The 15,317-nt window shown below is 42.0% G+C and carries 16 protein-coding genes; 13 read left to right on the top strand and 3 right to left on the bottom strand.

Features of this window, described 5'->3' with window-relative positions; translation table 11 throughout:
* The first annotated feature begins 47 nt into the window (after positions 1–47).
* From GHD25_RS13705 to GHD25_RS13740, 8 genes are all read left to right on the top strand, one after another.
* Positions 48–1,211, top strand: coding sequence for an SIS domain-containing protein (locus GHD25_RS13705; protein ID WP_164217768.1), 1,164 nt, complete (start codon positions 48–50; stop codon positions 1,209–1,211).
* Positions 1,212–1,241: 30 nt separating this feature from the next.
* Complete coding sequence (agaV, locus tag GHD25_RS13710; protein ID WP_164217770.1) at positions 1,242–1,721, top strand: PTS N-acetylgalactosamine transporter subunit IIB; 480 nt, start codon at positions 1,242–1,244, stop codon at positions 1,719–1,721.
* A gap of 30 nt (positions 1,722–1,751) precedes the next feature.
* Positions 1,752–2,528 (top strand): PTS N-acetylgalactosamine transporter subunit IIC, encoded by a 777-nt coding sequence (agaW, locus tag GHD25_RS13715; RefSeq protein ID WP_164217772.1) that lies wholly within the window; start codon positions 1,752–1,754, stop codon positions 2,526–2,528.
* Positions 2,518–3,336, top strand: coding sequence for a PTS system mannose/fructose/sorbose family transporter subunit IID (locus GHD25_RS13720; protein ID WP_164217774.1), 819 nt, complete (start codon positions 2,518–2,520; stop codon positions 3,334–3,336). Before agaW ends, GHD25_RS13720 begins: the two co-directional genes overlap by 11 nt.
* Before the next feature lie 281 nt (positions 3,337–3,617).
* Positions 3,618–4,034, top strand: coding sequence for a PTS sugar transporter subunit IIA (locus GHD25_RS13725; RefSeq protein ID WP_164217776.1), 417 nt, complete (start codon positions 3,618–3,620; stop codon positions 4,032–4,034).
* Between the two features lie 18 nt (positions 4,035–4,052).
* A complete protein-coding gene (gene nagA / locus GHD25_RS13730) occupies positions 4,053–5,207 on the top strand; it encodes an N-acetylglucosamine-6-phosphate deacetylase (RefSeq protein ID WP_164217778.1) in 1,155 nt (384 codons plus the stop codon).
* Positions 5,208–5,219: 12 nt separating this feature from the next.
* Positions 5,220–6,149 carry a hexose kinase gene (locus tag GHD25_RS13735; protein ID WP_164217780.1) on the top strand — a complete coding sequence of 310 codons (930 nt, stop codon included), beginning with the start codon at positions 5,220–5,222 and terminating at the stop codon, positions 6,147–6,149.
* A gap of 25 nt (positions 6,150–6,174) precedes the next feature.
* Positions 6,175–7,167, top strand: coding sequence for a tagatose 1,6-diphosphate aldolase (locus GHD25_RS13740; RefSeq protein WP_205601363.1), 993 nt, complete (start codon positions 6,175–6,177; stop codon positions 7,165–7,167).
* A gap of 119 nt (positions 7,168–7,286) precedes the next feature.
* Here GHD25_RS13740 and galT read toward each other — a convergent pair whose 3' ends face one another.
* The 3 genes from galT to GHD25_RS13755 are packed head-to-tail and all read right to left on the bottom strand — an operon-like array spanning position 7,287 to position 10,654.
* On the bottom strand, positions 7,287–8,765 hold the full coding sequence (gene galT, locus GHD25_RS13745; RefSeq protein WP_164217782.1) for a UDP-glucose--hexose-1-phosphate uridylyltransferase: 1,479 nt from the start codon (positions 8,763–8,765) through the stop codon (positions 7,287–7,289).
* Between the two features lie 6 nt (positions 8,766–8,771).
* Positions 8,772–9,764: a UDP-glucose 4-epimerase GalE gene (gene galE / locus GHD25_RS13750; RefSeq protein WP_164217784.1), complete on the bottom strand. Its 993-nt coding sequence runs from the start codon at positions 9,762–9,764 to the stop codon at positions 8,772–8,774.
* Between the two features lie 32 nt (positions 9,765–9,796).
* On the bottom strand, positions 9,797–10,654 hold the full coding sequence (locus GHD25_RS13755; protein ID WP_164217786.1) for an AraC family transcriptional regulator: 858 nt from the start codon (positions 10,652–10,654) through the stop codon (positions 9,797–9,799).
* A 171-nt stretch (positions 10,655–10,825) separates the two neighbouring features.
* On the opposite strand from GHD25_RS13755, the gene GHD25_RS13760 reads away from it, so the two are divergent.
* From GHD25_RS13760 to GHD25_RS13775, 5 genes are all read left to right on the top strand, one after another.
* A complete protein-coding gene (locus GHD25_RS13760) occupies positions 10,826–12,175 on the top strand; it encodes a carbohydrate ABC transporter substrate-binding protein (protein ID WP_164217788.1) in 1,350 nt (449 codons plus the stop codon).
* A 225-nt stretch (positions 12,176–12,400) separates the two neighbouring features.
* Positions 12,401–13,216 carry a carbohydrate ABC transporter permease gene (locus GHD25_RS13765; protein WP_462943790.1) on the top strand — a complete coding sequence of 272 codons (816 nt, stop codon included), beginning with the start codon at positions 12,401–12,403 and terminating at the stop codon, positions 13,214–13,216.
* A gap of 15 nt (positions 13,217–13,231) precedes the next feature.
* Positions 13,232–14,113 carry a carbohydrate ABC transporter permease gene (locus GHD25_RS13770; RefSeq protein WP_164217792.1) on the top strand — a complete coding sequence of 294 codons (882 nt, stop codon included), beginning with the start codon at positions 13,232–13,234 and terminating at the stop codon, positions 14,111–14,113.
* 46 nt (positions 14,114–14,159) lie between these two features.
* Positions 14,160–14,327, top strand: a complete 168-nt coding sequence (locus GHD25_RS20425; RefSeq protein WP_462943784.1) for a DUF6903 family protein — start codon at positions 14,160–14,162, stop codon at positions 14,325–14,327.
* Between the two features lie 72 nt (positions 14,328–14,399).
* Positions 14,400–15,305 (top strand): ROK family protein, encoded by a 906-nt coding sequence (locus tag GHD25_RS13775; protein ID WP_164217794.1) that lies wholly within the window; start codon positions 14,400–14,402, stop codon positions 15,303–15,305.
* The last annotated feature ends 12 nt before the right edge of the window (positions 15,306–15,317 follow it).

A 15,317-nucleotide genomic window follows, 5' to 3' on the forward strand; every position in this document is an offset into this window, starting at 1 on the left:
ATTACCAATGCAGCAAGAAGAAAATAGCAAAAACAGGAGGATAAAACATGTTTAATATGACATCTGAGGAATTACGGAATAAGAATGCGATTCATACTGCCACTGAAATTTATCAGCAGCCTGCTGTCTGGAGAGAACTGGCGGATATACTTTCCGCCCAAAAAACGGAATTAAATAATTTTATCGATTCGATCTACGAAAAACATGAGCATGTACGTGTGGTACTGTCCGGTGCTGGTACTTCAGCATTTATTGGAGACACACTTGTGCCGGTATTGACGAGAGAAACTGATAAGAATGTACAGTTTGAGGCTATTGCTACAACAGATATTGTATCAAACCCTGAAGAGTACCTGCAGAAGCATGTGCCAACAATACTCGTCTCTTTCGCACGGTCGGGCAACAGTCCGGAAAGTGTTGCAACGGTAAAACTTTGTGACCGGATCGTTGATCAATTCTATCATGTCGTGATCACTTGTAATAAAGACGGACAGCTGGCCAAGGATACAAAAGGTGATGAAAATGCAATTACCATATTGATGCCGGAGAAGGCAAATGACAAAAGCCTGGCGATGACCAGCAGTTTTACCTGCATGCTGATTACTGCTTATACCTTGTTTACTTCCAGGGAAATCGATAAAAATGTCATGTATTATGCAGAAAACTTAATTGAAAGAGTAATGGATAACCTTGATGAAATTCTCGCATTTGATTTTGAACGAATCAGTTATTTGGGATCAGGGATGCTGAGTCAGCTTTCGCATGAAGCCGCACTGAAGATGCTTGAATTAACGGCAGGTAAAGTAGTGGCCATCCATGAATCATCACTTGGATTCCGCCATGGCCCAAAATCGATTTTAAACGATAAATCGGCAGTCGTTGTGTTTGTGTCGAAGGACCCTTACACAAGAAAGTATGACTTAGATATTTTGCGTGAAGTGTCAAACCAGGATGCTGATATGAAAGTCATTGCGCTTACGGAAAAAGAGGATGCGGAAATTACGGCTGCAGCCGACTGGGTGATCCCGGTTACCGATGGCGAAAATAGTCTGGCCGGAGATTTCGAACTCGCTTTACTTTATGTGATTGTTGCTCAGGCACTTGCGATGAACAAATCACTTCAGCTTGGATTAACTCCTGATAATCCAAGTGTGGACGGAAGTATAAATCGCGTTGTACAAGGCGTTACGATATATGATTACGACAAATAAAAAGTTAGTAAAGCTGAAAGGATGAGGTAAATGTCTGGACCGAATTTATTATTGACAAGAATTGATAACCGTTTAATTCATGGGCAGGTTGGGGTCACCTGGGTAAATCACCTGGGAGCAAATCTGGTTGTCGTTGCAAATGACAAGGTCTCGGAAGATACAGTACAGCAAAGTTTAATGGATATGGTTTTGCCTGATACAATTCAAACCCGTTTTTTCTCACTGCAAAAAACGATTGATGTCATCCACAAAGCCTCACCGCGGCAAAAAATTTTCCTTGTCGTGCGTGATGTGCAAGATGCATTGACATTGAAGGAAGGCGGCGTTCCAATCGACCATATCAATGTTGGCAACATGCATTATGAAGAAGGGAAAAAACAAATATCGTCTACTGTATCCGTAGATGATAAGGACATTGAAGCATTTAAGCGATTAGACGAGATGGGGGTTGAATTGGATTTACGCCGTGTTCCTGAGGAAAGGGGACAAAATATAATAGATTTACTCTAATAGTTACCTAATTACAAGGGGGGATATGCTATGTTAATGGAATCATTATTAATAGCTTTATGGGCAGGTATTATCGGTATTGATCTTTATGTCGGGCTGACACACATTCACCGGCCGGTTGTTACAGGACTGGTAGTAGGATTAATTCTTGGAGATGTTACAACCGGTTTGATTATCGGGGGCACGCTGGAGCTTATCTGGATGGGGATGGTGCCTCTTGCGGGTGCACAGCCGCCTAACGTTGTCATTGGAGGAACAATCGGTACTGCTTTCGGGATTATTTTAGGTGAGGACCCGCAGGCTGCAGTTGGTTTGGCTATTCCTTTTGCCGTGGCGGTCCAAGGACTCATTACTTTGCTTTTTACATCATTTGCACCGCTGATGCATAAGGCAGATAAGTTCGCCCTCGATGCCAATCATCGGGGTATTGAAGGCATCAACTACCTGGGTGTCACGATATTGTTTGTATTCAATGCGGTGATAGCGTTCCTGCCTATTTACTTCGGGGCGCAGCAGGCAACCGTATTGGTTGAATCTGTCCCAGAATGGATTATTGGCGGACTGTCCATTGCCGGGGGTATCATGCCGGCGGTTGGTTTTGCGCTGTTGTTAAGAATAATGATGAAAACAGAGTACATCATGGTCTTTATCGTCGGTTTTGTTTTAGCGGCTTATTTGGAAATGCCGATTCTGGCAATTTCACTTATCGGTTTGGCGATAGCGTTATATGACTTTTACCAAAACAGAGATAAGCAAGGACCAGATAATCAATCACCTCAAGGGGAGGAGATTACTGATGGCATCTAATTACGTATATGAAGATCAGACAAAAGCTGAGGAACTGCAGCCAAAACAGTTACGTCATCTGGTTTGGAGATCCCTGTTGCTGCAAGCGTCTTTCAACTATGAAAGAATGCAGGCTGCGGGGTGGCTGTATTCTATTTTGCCCGGTCTCCGGCATATTCACAAAAACAAAAAAGATTTAAGTAAATCAATGAAAGACAATATGGAGTTTTTCAATACACATCCATTCCTTGTCACATTTATCATGGGTGTCATTCTGGCAATGGAAGGCAATAAAGAAGACAGGGAGACGATTCGCGGGATTAAGGTTGCAACGATGGGGCCGCTCGGCGGTATCGGTGATGCTTTGTTTTACCTCACCTTGCTTCCGATTACAGTCGGAATTGGTGCATCGCTTGCCATAGATGGAAATTTCTTGGGTCCGATTGTGTTCCTGCTGATGTTTAACATCATTCACTTTGGTGTCAGGTTCGGTCTGATGACCTATGGTTATAAGACTGGTGTGAAGGCAATTGAAAAGTTAAAAGCAGGAACGAAACTGATTTCACGGGCTGCCTCCATTGTCGGTTTAACGGTTGTAGGCGGATTAATCGCAACTTATGTAGCATTCCAAATCGATTATGTATGGGTGCAGGGCGAATCTGAATTAAATATTCAAACGGACGTACTCGATCAAATTATGCCGGCAATGCTTCCATTGGCGTACACGCTGTTAATGTTTTGGTTTCTGAAAAAAGGGCGCTCTCCTTTAACGCTGATTGGTATTACGGTCATTGTTGGACTGCTCGGCTCGTACTTGGGCATTATGTAAATTGGTAGGGAGGAGGCTGAGGCAGTAAGTATGGAAAAATACGAACAATCTACCATATTAGCTCCGGAAATATACGTAGACTCCAGCGGGAGCAAAGGCATCGGTGAGACCCCGCAGTGCGTCAGCACGAGGAGGCTTACCAGCCGCCCGCGGAAAGCGTAGTATATTTCCGGAGCGGGTATTAATCGCAAAGTATAAGGATGTTCGGGTTTCTGTTTCTAAATTGTTTGTCCCAGACTCTCTCTCCTGCTTGTTCAATTTTAATAGAAAGGGTGAAAAAATTGATTGGAATAGTACTTACCGGCCATGGAGCATTTCCTGCTGGTATGTTGGAATCTGTTGAATTAATTACTGGCAAAGTGAAGCAGATAGAAGTAGTTCCATTTGAAGAGGATAAAGATAAACTGGAAAAAGAGATAAATCAAGCGATCGAGAACGTAAATACAGATTCAGGAGTAGTTTGCTTTACAGACTTAGCAGGGGGAACACCATTTAATGTAAGTTCCACCATTGCAGCATCGAGAAATGATGTTCGGGTAATCGGCGGGACGAATTCACCAATGCTGCTAAGCGGGATGTTCCAGCGCGAATTAGCGCTCGGCGAATTTGTAGAATTGGTTTTAAAAGAAGGAAAAGATAATATTAAGCAATTTGAAGTGAAACAAAAACAAACAACTTCAGAAGAGGACGGAATCTGAGTTTAAAGAAGGTATCATATGACATATTTCATTAAAGCGGATCGTTTTTTATTGGAAAATGAAGAGAAACAAGGCGGATATTTAAAAGTCAGCAATGGGCGTTTTGGCTCTTTTGTTGAGACCATTCCGCATAACACTACTATCGTTGATTGGAGCGGCTATACCGTGGCGCCGGGTTTGTTTGATACCCATATTCATGGGATCAGCGGTCATGACATTATGGATGGCACTGTTGAAGCAGTCCATGGAATTTCCGAGTCGATTTTGCCGCTTGGCGTTACACGGTTTTTGCCGACGACATTAACATCATCAAAGGAAGATTTAAACACAGCAATTGCTGCAGTGAATAGCGCAGTGAATCAAGGTTTGAAAGGTGCCCGCTCAGAAGGTATTTTTCTGGAAGGACCTTATTTCACAGAAAAACATAAAGGTGCACAAAATCCGGATTATTTCCGTGATCCGGATTATGCCGAGTTTCAGGAATGGCAGCATATTGCAGGCGGATCCATAGTAAAAATTGCACTGGCGCCAGAGCGGGAAGGGGCATTGGAATTCATACGTCTAGCTCATCAGGATGGTGTTTTGGCAAGTATTGCACATACAGATGCAGGCTTTAACCGCAGCAGGCAAGCCCTGGACACCGGCGCGGGAAATTTTGTCCACCTATTTAATGGCATGTCCGGCCTGCATCACCGGGAACCGGGAGTGGTCGGTGCAGCTTTAACGGAAGGGCGCGCTTTTGCCGAATTAATTTGTGATGGACATCATGTTCATCCCGAGGTTGCCTCGCTGACTGCACATATAAAGGGGGACAAGCTGATATTAATCACCGATTGCATGCGTGCCGGGTTAATGCCTGACGGCAACTATCAGCTTGGCGAATTTCCGGTTGTGATGAAAGATGGCATTGCCAGGACAGAGGCAGGGTCATTGGCAGGCAGCACATTAAAGCTGATTGATGGTGTGAAAAACTTACATGAATGGAGCGGGAAGCCATTACATGAGATCTGGCACCGCGCCTCCTTGTCGCCAGCTGCAAGTCTCGGCCGTGATAATGAATTAGGCAGCATTTCTGATGGGAAAATTGCTGATTATGTGGTAATTGATGATAATATTTCGGTGCAGGCTGCAGCTGTTGCCGGTGAGGTAAAGTACAAAAAAGAACGAAAATAAGCAGGTGAAAAAATGATTTTAACCATTACCCTGAACCCTTCGGTGGATATCAGTTACAAAATGGACAAACTGTCCCTGGATACGGTAAATCGTGTGGCTGATGTTTCCAAGACTGCCGGCGGCAAGGGACTGAATGTTTCACGAGTGATCCGGCAGCTTGGGGAAGATGTCGCTGCAACGGGATTTTTAGGCGGAAGTTTGGGCGACTTTATTCGCCGCAGCATTGCGGATCAGGGAATACACGATTATTTTATTGATGTAAAAGGCGATACACGCAACTGTATTGCAGTGATTCATGAAGGGCAGCAGACGGAGATTTTAGAAGCCGGCCCGGTAATAGATGAAAATGAGGCCGGAAAATTCATAGAAAAATTTTCAGCAGACGTGCAAAAGGTGGATTATATAACTATTTCAGGAAGTTTGCCAAAGGGTCTGGATAATAACTATTACGCCCGGCTTGTCGAGATAGCCAATCAGTATAATACGCCGGTATTGCTGGATACAAAAGGGGAACTGCTTGAATATACCCTGCAAAATGAAAATAAACCCTTTTTAATTAAACCCAACCACGAAGAATTGGGTGACTTGCTTGAAGAAAATGTTACCAATGACGCCCAAATTATTTCCGCATTACAATCGGAGAAATTTTCCGGGATTCCCTGGGTCGTCGTGACAGCCGGATCAGCCGGGGCATTTGTAAGGTTCGATAATAACGTATACCGTGTGTCCATACCTAAAGTAGAGGCAGTTAATCCGGTTGGTTCAGGGGATGCAGTTATTGCAGGCTTTGCGGTTGGTCTGTCACGCGGGCTGGAAAGCAAAGAACTGATCCAATTTGGACTCTCCATGGGTGTGCTGAACGCGATGGAAGCAAAGACAGGATCGGTTAACCCGGAAAGGGTCAACTGGTGCATGGACCGGATCAGCGTGGAAAAAGTTTGATGTAAACAGGAGGGCAAGTTAAATAATGAAACTAACAACAGGAAAAAGACGCGGTTTGGAATTGATTTCCGATAATGATCAAGTAATATTAGCTACAGCAATGGATCAGCGGGGTTCTTTAGGAAAAATGATTCAATCGTTTAATGACAGCATCAGTTACGAAGATGGTGTAAGCCAATTTAAAGAAGGAGTCAGTGAAGTGCTTGGGAACCAGTCATCTTCTCTCTTGCTTGATCCTGAGTACGGCTGGAGTGCGGCAGGCAAATTAAATGATGATATAGGGCTGATTATGGCTTATGAGAAAACCGGATACGATGCTTCCGAAAAGGGCCGCCTGCCCAATCTGGTTGACCATTATGCCGTCCAGGACTTGGCAGAAAAAGGTGCAAGTGCCCTTAAATTGCTTATCTATTATGATCATCAGGAAGAAGAAAAATATAACACGATGAAAAAAGCATTTATTAAGCGTGTTGGGGATGAATGCAAGCAGAATGACTTACTGTTTATACTGGAGCCTGTCTCCTACAGTGCAGAAGGTTTAGGGTCCAAAAGTGCTGCATTTGCCAGAAAGAAACCAGAAATAGTGGATTATTTCATGACCGAATTCTCGAAAGCGGAATACGGTGTGGACCTGTTAAAGGTGGAAGTGCCGGTATCGATTTATAACATTGAGGGATATGAACAATACGATAATTATGAACCTGTTTTCAGCAGAAAGGAAGCAGCGGAATTTTATCGTACAAGTTCTGAAAAAAGCCGTCTGCCATTCATATATTTGAGCGGCGGCGTAACCAATGAACAGTTTGTGGAAACATTGCATTTTGCCAAGGAAGCAGGAGCCAGATTCAGCGGCAGCCTCTGCGGCCGTGCTATCTGGAAAGATGGCGTTCAGCCGTTTGCCGAAAAGGGAAAGGAAGCCCAATACGAATGGCTTCAAACAACAGGATTGGACAATTTGAACAAAGTGAAAAAGGCGATTAAGGAAACAGCGGTCCCATGGACTGAGTTTGTTGAATAAACAGTAATGAAGTTTTCTTCATGCTGCCGGATTTAATGAATAATATAGGCTTGTTAATTAACAAACCGCAATGACCTAAAGGTAAGAGGCATTGCGGTTATTTCTGTTCCTGATTCAAATCATCTGTTCAGCGTATGAATAAACCGTTCAAATGCGTCATGATCTTTAAACACTCCAGCATCTTCGAGAACCCGGGCGAATTTATTTCCTACTTCTTTTTCCAGGACATCGTCAGCTTCCTTTGAATCAGGCAGCGTACCATATTTTTCTTTCAGTTCGTCTGCCCATGGCTGATGATAGGATGCTATCTGACTTTCCTCACCGATCAGCTCTTTCCTTATTTCGGCCAGTTCCTCTTTTAATCGTGCAGGCAAGACCGCAAGTCCCATCACTTCAATCAGGCCAATGTTCTCCTTCTTAATATGCTGGACATCCGCATGAGGGTGGAAAATCCCCAACGGATGCGCTTCATTTGTCCGGTTATTGCGCAAGACAAGGTCCAGTTCATAGTTTTTGCCGCGTCTGCGGGCAATAGGTGTAATCGTGTTATGCGGTGTTTTACCGGTAAATGCCTGGATATTAGCTGATGGGTCACTATAATTCTTCCATTTTGTTAAAATATGATCGGCAGCTTCTATTAAATTATCAGGGTGTTCGCTGTTTAGCCGAATCACACTGAGCGGCCATGTTAAAACGGAAGCGGTGACATCCGAAAAACCGTCCATCACAAAAGTAAAGGCATTTTCTGCTCTTGTCATGGCAAAATCATAACGTCCTGCCTGATAATGATCATGACTTAATATGGAACCTCCAACAATGGGCAAGTCTGCATTGGAACCGACAAAATAATGCGGGAATTTCTCCACAAAAGTCAACAGCCGTTCAAAAGCTTTTTTGTCAATTTTCATGTCCCGATGCGCTTCGCTGAGCAGGATGCTATGCTCGTTATAATAGACATAGGGGGAATACTGCAAGTACCAATTTTCTCCGAGCAGCGGAACGGTAATCACGCGGTGGTTTGCCCTTGCCGGATAGCCGGTGCGTCCAGCGTACCCTTCGTTTTCCGCACATAGCACACATTTCGGATAATCTGCTTTATGCTTTATTTCACGTTCTCTTCTAATTTGTTCGGGATCTTTTTCCGGTTTTGACAGATTAATCGTAATATCTAACTCTCCATAACCAGTGTCTGCTTTAAAATGAATGTTTTTTTGAATACGGTTTGTTTGAATATAGTTACTGTTTTTACTCAATTCATAAAAGTAATCAGTCGCTTCAACTGGAGATCGGTCGTATTTATTGTAAAAGTTTTGATTGATTGTGGACGGAAGGGCCACAAATGTGTCCATGATTTTTGCTGACAGTATTTCCTTATCATCGAAAACATCTTCAATAATATTATTTTCTGCGGCATAGGAAATTAATTCGTCAAGTAATTCCGGTATGGATTTATCGGTTATCTGTTTAACGCTTTCCGGAAATGCTTCCAGGTCAAGCAGGTGTAACAGCTGGTTTCTTACATAAATGTGATCAGTCTCTTCAATTAATTGAACATCAATTGCTTTTTGAATTAGTCCTGCAATATGCTGATAAATCATTAGTCATCAAACCTTCCCGTATCCATGCGGATTATTTTTATGCCAATTCCATGCATCCTGCATTATTTTTTTAATGGATGTATGCTTGGGCTGCCATCCTAATATACGTTTTGCCTTTTCCGAAGATGCAATAAGTATACCGGGATCTCCGGGACGGCGTGCTCCTGTTTCTGCGGGGATCTCTTCGCCTGTAACAGAACGTGCCGCCATAATCATTTCTTTTACTGAAAACCCTTTACTGCTGCCGAGGTTAAATATATTGCTCTTGCCCCCCGCCTGTAAATAATCGAGTGCTAATAAATGGGCATGAATCAAATCTTCAACATGAACATAATCCCTGACACAGGTGCCATCTTCTGTATTATAGTCATCACCGAAAATGGTAATGTTCGCACGCTGGCCCAGTGCTGTCTGCAAAATAATTGGGACGAGATGTGTTTCCGGACGGTGGTCTTCACCGATTTCAGCAGTCTCCCGGGCACCGGCAACATTAAAATAGCGCAGCGAAACATAGTTTAGGGGGTGTGCGCTGCTCGTCCATTTCATTAATTTTTCCATCGTAAGCTTTGTTTCACCATAAGCGTTCGTCGGCTCAGTTGGCATATCCTCCGTTATGGGAATCGCATCCGGTTCCCCATATACGGCTGCTGTAGAGGAAAAAACGATATGCTGTACGCTGAATTCTGTCATGATTTCCAGTAAAACTTGGGTTCCATGAACATTATTATCAAAATAGGTCAGCGGTTTTTCCATCGACTCTCCGACGAGTGAATTTGCTGCAAAATGGATAACAGCTTCAATAGATTCTTCTGAAAAAACTTGGCGTAAAAATTCTTTATTGCGGATATCGCCTTGATAGAATTTTGCCTTTGGATGTATTGCTTTCTCATGGCCGGTTTGTAAATTATCGACAACAATAACCTCTCGATGTTGTTCGATGAGCTGGTAAACGGCATGTGATCCAATATAACCTGCTCCCCCTAAAATGAGAATGCTCATTTTTAAAAACTCCTTTATATTGTAATAACTTGCTATGTTGCGGCCATCTTGGACTTGGCATTTTGGCAGCGGAATTGTTTTCTATATTCAGATGGGGTTTGGTTAACTTCACGTTTAAATGCTTGTGAGAAAAAAGACTGGGATGAAAATCCATTAAATCGTGCAATTTCCGCAATCGTAAAGTTGGTTGTTTCCAGCAGTGTCTGGGCTTCCTTTATGCGAACCCGGTTTAAATATTCAATTGGCGAAATACCAATATCCTGTTTAAACGTATGTGCTAAATAATACTTATTTATATTACCTACCTTAGCCAGCATATCCAATGTTACCGGTTCACGGAAATTTTGATTAATATAATGTTTAACCAGTGCAACAGATTGGTTGATTTGCTGTGGTGTGTTGTTTTGAACTGTAATATTTTTCGCGCGGCGAAGCTTTATCACAAGTATTTCAATAATATTTTGACATATAACTTCAAAATCTTTATCGCCCTGCTGCACTTCATGCAATAATTTCCTTAGATAAAAGAGAATATCTTCCCGATCTCCCTGATAGGTAAATAGTCCGATTTGTGAATCTTCTTTTGGAAGAGAAAAGGTGATCCCTTCTAAACCCAATGCAATATATTCAAGTGAATCCTGTATATTTGATTTCTCGGTATGTTCGATATTCGGATTGATAATAACCAGGTCATTTTTCTGAACGGGAATTTCCCGGTCGGGCAGAACAAAAGCCCCTCTTCCGCTCACGATATAAAAAAGCTCAGTAAAATGATGTGTATGTGAGGTGCTGTGCCAGCCCCTATCATATTCAGAATGGGCGATATACAGCAGCTTGAATGGGACTGGACTTTTTTGCGTTCCATTCATTTTATAAACTTCATGAGACATCGATACCCCTCCACATTTATTTTAATATTATCATTAATTTACATGTATTTTATAGGTACAATGGATAAAAAGCAATAAACATAAAAAAAGCAACAATATTTTTATTGTGAAAGCGCTTTAGCACCGGTACGATATAATAGAAGATAAAAGTAAAAATAGGGGGCAAACATAATGAAGTTAAAAAAACTATTTATAGCTTTATTGTTCATCCTGGCGGTCGTTGCTTTAGCTGCTTGCGGTGACGAGGAAGCCGGCGGCAACTCAGGAGACAGTGAAGGATCAGACGACGGGGAAGTCACACTTCATGTAGCGGCACTGGAATCAGCTTATGGATCGGAAGTCTGGGAAAATATTGCTGAAAATTATGAAGCATTAAATGAAAATGTAACCATTGAATTAACAACTGCAAAAAACCTTGAGGAAGTCGTTCGCCCGGAAATGCAGGCAGGAGATTATCCGGACGTATTTTTGCTGGCCACAGGCAGGGAAGAAGCCTTAACCGAAACATTAATCAAGGAAAATGGTATCGAAAATATTTCAGACGTTTTAACGATGAATGTTCCAGGTGAAGATGCTGCTGTTGAAGATAAGATTCTTGAAGGATTTACAGATACACTGGCAACAAATCCTTATGCTGATGGTGAGATGTATTTAGCACCTATGTTTTATAGTCCAACCGGATTATTTTATAATGAAGCGTTATTGGAAAATCACGGATGGGAAGTGCCAAATACGTGGGACGAGCTATTTGCAATAGGTGATGAAGCAGCAGAGGAAGATATTTCCCTCTTTACTTACCCGCTTGCAGGTTACTTTGATACGCTGGTAGGTTCCATGCTGTACGCATCAGGCGGTCCTGATTTCTATGATTCAGCGATGACATATGAAGACGGTATCTGGGAATCGGATGAAGCAACAACTGTTTTTGAAACAATTGATAAACTGGCTGACTATACGCATCCAAATACAGTCGCAAATGCCAATCCAAATGATTTTACCAGAAACCAGCAGCTAATTTTAGACAATGAAGCACTGTTTATGCCAAACGGTTCATGGGTGGTAGGCGAGATGGCAGAAGCACCGCGTGCGGATGATTTTAAGTGGGGCATGATGCCGATTCCGGCATTTGAAGATGGCGGAGACCGCTATGCGTTTACGTTTTTTGAACAAATATGGATTCCTTCAGAAGCAAAAAATATTGATGCAGCCAAAGAGTTTATTGCTTATATGTATTCCGATGAAGCCGCAGATACATTCATGGAAGCAGGAGCGATTCAGCCGATTGAAGGAATAGTGGATAAATTAGATGGAGAACAAGAGATTTACTACAGTATATATGAAGAAGGAGATGTTCTCCCGGCTATGGGCACATTTGCATCTACCGAACCAGTTCCGGGAGCGAGTATTACCGAAGAGCTTTACGAAAAAATTGATAGTGTCATGAGTGGAAATATTACCGTTGAAGAGTGGCAGCAAGCTGTCGAAGAGGTCAGTGATCAATTAAGACCGGCAATGAATTAAGCTGAACATAAAGTGTGGATAGGTAAAAGCGGCGGGCATCCAAAGTTTCGCCGCTTTGCCATTTTGAATTTTTTATTACTTTTAAATTTGTCGTACGAACTATACATAACCAAATAGTCATTTTTTCTTTATTAAGAGAGGCGAGTAAAAGTGAACAAAAATAAATCAAGAAATATATTTATCATCGTATGTATAAGCCCGGCGATAATTTTGTTTACCCTATTTATGGTCGCACCTACGGTAGAAGTATTTAGAATGTCACTCTACAGATGGGGCGGATTTTCCAACACAAGAGAGTTTGTAGGGTTAGATAACTTTAAAGTACTGTGGAATGATACGAATTTTATTCAGGCATTTCAAAACTCCATCGTACTTATTGTTCTTGTCGCTATTATTACCCTTGTTTTTGCGATTTTCTTTGCAGCTGTATTAACAAAAGAAAAAGTCAAAGGAGACAACTTTTTCAGGGTTATATTTTACATTCCCAATATTTTATCCATTGTTGTTATCGCAGGAATTTTCTCGGCTGTTTATGATCCGTCCACCGGACTGCTGAACAGCATCTTCGGTGTTCTGAGTCTGGAAAGCTTTCAGCAGATGTGGCTGGGGAATCAGGATATTGTTATTTACAGTGTTGCTGGTGCGCTTGTTTGGCAGGCGGTCGGTTATTATATGGTGATGTACATGTCCAGTATGGCAAGTATCCCGGCAAGCTTCTATGAAGCTGCCGAACTTGAGGGAGCGGGAAAGTTCAAACAATTTACAAGCATTACGCTGCCTCTCATCTGGAATAATATCCGGACCACACTGACTTTTTATATTATCAGTACAATCAACTTAAGCTTCCTGCTTGTTACTGCAATGACAGGCGGAGGGCCGGATGGATCCACGGAAGTGTTCCTTTCCTACATGTACTCTCAAGCGTATGGCAACTCAACGTATGGTTATGGCATGGCAATTGGGGTCATTGTCTTTACGTTCTCATTTGCGCTTGCGGGAATAGTCAGTCACATTACAAAACGGGATGTACTGGAGTACTAAGGAGGATAATATTCTATGAAGAAATCAAAAGGTATCCGTACAGAAACACTATATAAAATCTTTATTTATGTCACCCTTATTGCGCTTGCAATTACTATCATTATTCCGGTTGCATGGGTATTCCTGGCATCCATCAAAGAGAACGCTGAATTCTACGGCAATCCCTGGTCATTGCCTGAAGGTATTCATTTACAAAATTTCGTTGAAGCATTCAGGGATGCACAGATGGGTGAATATCTATTAAACTCGGTGATTGTTACAACGCTTTCCTTGTTTTTCCTATTAGTTATCGCATTGCCGGCTGCCTATGTTTTGTCGCGGTTTACATTTATGGGAAGCAAGTTTTTAAATTCATTTGTTAAAGCAGGTTTATTTATTAATGTAAGTTATATTGCAGTGCCGATTTTTCTCATGCTGCTTGGATGGGATTCAGGATTACAAGAACTTTTTGGAGAAGGCATGTTTTTGAATAACAGGGTGATTCTGGCTCTGATCTATGCTTCAACTGCGCTGCCTTTTACCATTTTTCTATTATCAAGCTATTTTGTAACGCTTCCTTCCGACTTTGAGGAAGCTGCAAGTATTGATGGAGCCGGGCATTTCAGGACGATGTTTTCGATTATGCTGCCAATGGCCAAACCAAGTATCATTATCGTTATTTTATTTAACTTCTTATTGTTTTGGAATGAATATATCCTGGCACTGACATTAATGCCCGGGGAAAACAAAACATTACCCGTCGGATTGCTGAACTTGCTGGCTGCTGAACGAGCTGCAGTCAATTATGGTCCGATGTACGCCGGAATGGTTATAGTGATGCTGCCAACACTTATTTTATATATCATCGTCCAAAAACGTTTAACACAGGGAATGACTGTTGGCGGGGTGAAAGGATAGACTGCAGGACACATTAATTTTTAACTGCTAGGAGAGGGAGATGGATATGAAGGATAATGTATTTCGTATAATAAAAATTGTCTTTTTCCTGTTTTGCATGTTCTTAATTATTTACGGACAGCAGACAGTGGGAAAACTTTATTTATTAATGCAGTTAATTGGGCTTGCCGGCCTCCTATTTTTACTTTGGAACTATAACAGAAAATTTGTGTAACAAACACTTCAGTATCATTATTCTATTATTTTTACTGGAAAAAATATGAAACTATAGCAAGGGGGAATAGGTATGAATTATGCCATTGGCATTGATATAGGGGGAACAAAGATTGCAAGCGGCATTGTAAACCAGCAAGGAGACGTCATTCAAAAAGAAACGGTTAAAAGTGATCCTTCCGATCGTGAAAATATGTTTAAAAAAGTAATTGAATGCGTGGAGCAGCTGATGAACCATTCGAGTATCCCGTTTAAAGAAATCTACGGCATCGGAGCAGGTGTGCCCGGGAAAATAGACAGGGAAAATGGCATCGCGGTTTTTCAAAACAATTTGCCGTGGCGTAATTTCCCGTTTGCCAGGCGGATACAAGATCATTTTAAAACAGATAAGGTGACACTGGATAACGATGTGTATATGGCTGCATACGCGGAATGGAAAGCCGCACAGATGACCGATGAACTGTTCGTTTACATGACGATAAGTACGGGAATTTCCTCTTCTATTATTAACGCGGGCAAATTTATCCGCGGGGCAGGTTTTGCGGGGGAAGTTGGTCTAGTGCCGGTTTATGCGCCATATGAGGAGAAAAGTATAGAGCGGCTCGAAAAAACAGCTGCAGGTCCAGCTTTAGAAAAACATGCGATGGAGCGTATGGGAGCAGCTGCCATGACAAACGAAAATTTGTTCCAGGCATTCTATAATAAGGATTCTCTGGCAATAGCATTGATAGAGGACGCTACCTCTTCGATAGTACAAGGAATTTATATGATTAATAGTTTGCTTGATCCGCACAAAATTGTTTTCGGCGGAAGTGTCATAACACAGAACCCGATTTTATTAGAGCTGATTAAAGAAAAACTTGATTCGTATTTAATTGATGAACAAAAACATATTTTAGATCATTTGGCTATCAGTCAGTTGGGCAATAGCCAGGGAATAATTGGTGCTGGCTTAAGTGTCCTTGATACATTCAAATGACCAGAAAAATGT

Source organism: Virgibacillus aidingensis (genome assembly GCF_010994035.1).
Lineage (GTDB): Bacteria > Bacillota > Bacilli > Bacillales > Amphibacillaceae > Virgibacillus_N.

Excerpts from the sequence above, each read along its gene's own strand:
- GHD25_RS13705 (WP_164217768.1), top strand. The coding sequence starts at position 48 with ATGTTTAATATGACATCTGAGGAATTACGGAATAAGAATGCGATTCAT.
- agaV (WP_164217770.1), top strand. The coding sequence starts at position 1,242 with ATGTCTGGACCGAATTTATTATTGACAAGAATTGATAACCGTTTAATT.
- agaW (WP_164217772.1), top strand. The coding sequence starts at position 1,752 with ATGTTAATGGAATCATTATTAATAGCTTTATGGGCAGGTATTATCGGT.
- GHD25_RS13720 (WP_164217774.1), top strand. The coding sequence starts at position 2,518 with ATGGCATCTAATTACGTATATGAAGATCAGACAAAAGCTGAGGAACTG.
- nagA (WP_164217778.1), top strand. The coding sequence starts at position 4,053 with ATGACATATTTCATTAAAGCGGATCGTTTTTTATTGGAAAATGAAGAG.
- GHD25_RS13735 (WP_164217780.1), top strand. The coding sequence starts at position 5,220 with ATGATTTTAACCATTACCCTGAACCCTTCGGTGGATATCAGTTACAAA.
- GHD25_RS13740 (WP_205601363.1), top strand. The coding sequence starts at position 6,175 with ATGAAACTAACAACAGGAAAAAGACGCGGTTTGGAATTGATTTCCGAT.
- galT (WP_164217782.1), bottom strand. The coding sequence starts at position 8,765 with ATGATTTATCAGCATATTGCAGGACTAATTCAAAAAGCAATTGATGTT.
- galE (WP_164217784.1), bottom strand. The coding sequence starts at position 9,764 with ATGAGCATTCTCATTTTAGGGGGAGCAGGTTATATTGGATCACATGCC.
- GHD25_RS13755 (WP_164217786.1), bottom strand. The coding sequence starts at position 10,654 with ATGTCTCATGAAGTTTATAAAATGAATGGAACGCAAAAAAGTCCAGTC.
- GHD25_RS13760 (WP_164217788.1), top strand. The coding sequence starts at position 10,826 with ATGAAGTTAAAAAAACTATTTATAGCTTTATTGTTCATCCTGGCGGTC.
- GHD25_RS13765 (WP_462943790.1), top strand. The coding sequence starts at position 12,401 with ATGGTCGCACCTACGGTAGAAGTATTTAGAATGTCACTCTACAGATGG.
- GHD25_RS13770 (WP_164217792.1), top strand. The coding sequence starts at position 13,232 with ATGAAGAAATCAAAAGGTATCCGTACAGAAACACTATATAAAATCTTT.
- GHD25_RS20425 (WP_462943784.1), top strand. The coding sequence starts at position 14,160 with ATGAAGGATAATGTATTTCGTATAATAAAAATTGTCTTTTTCCTGTTT.
- GHD25_RS13775 (WP_164217794.1), top strand. The coding sequence starts at position 14,400 with ATGAATTATGCCATTGGCATTGATATAGGGGGAACAAAGATTGCAAGC.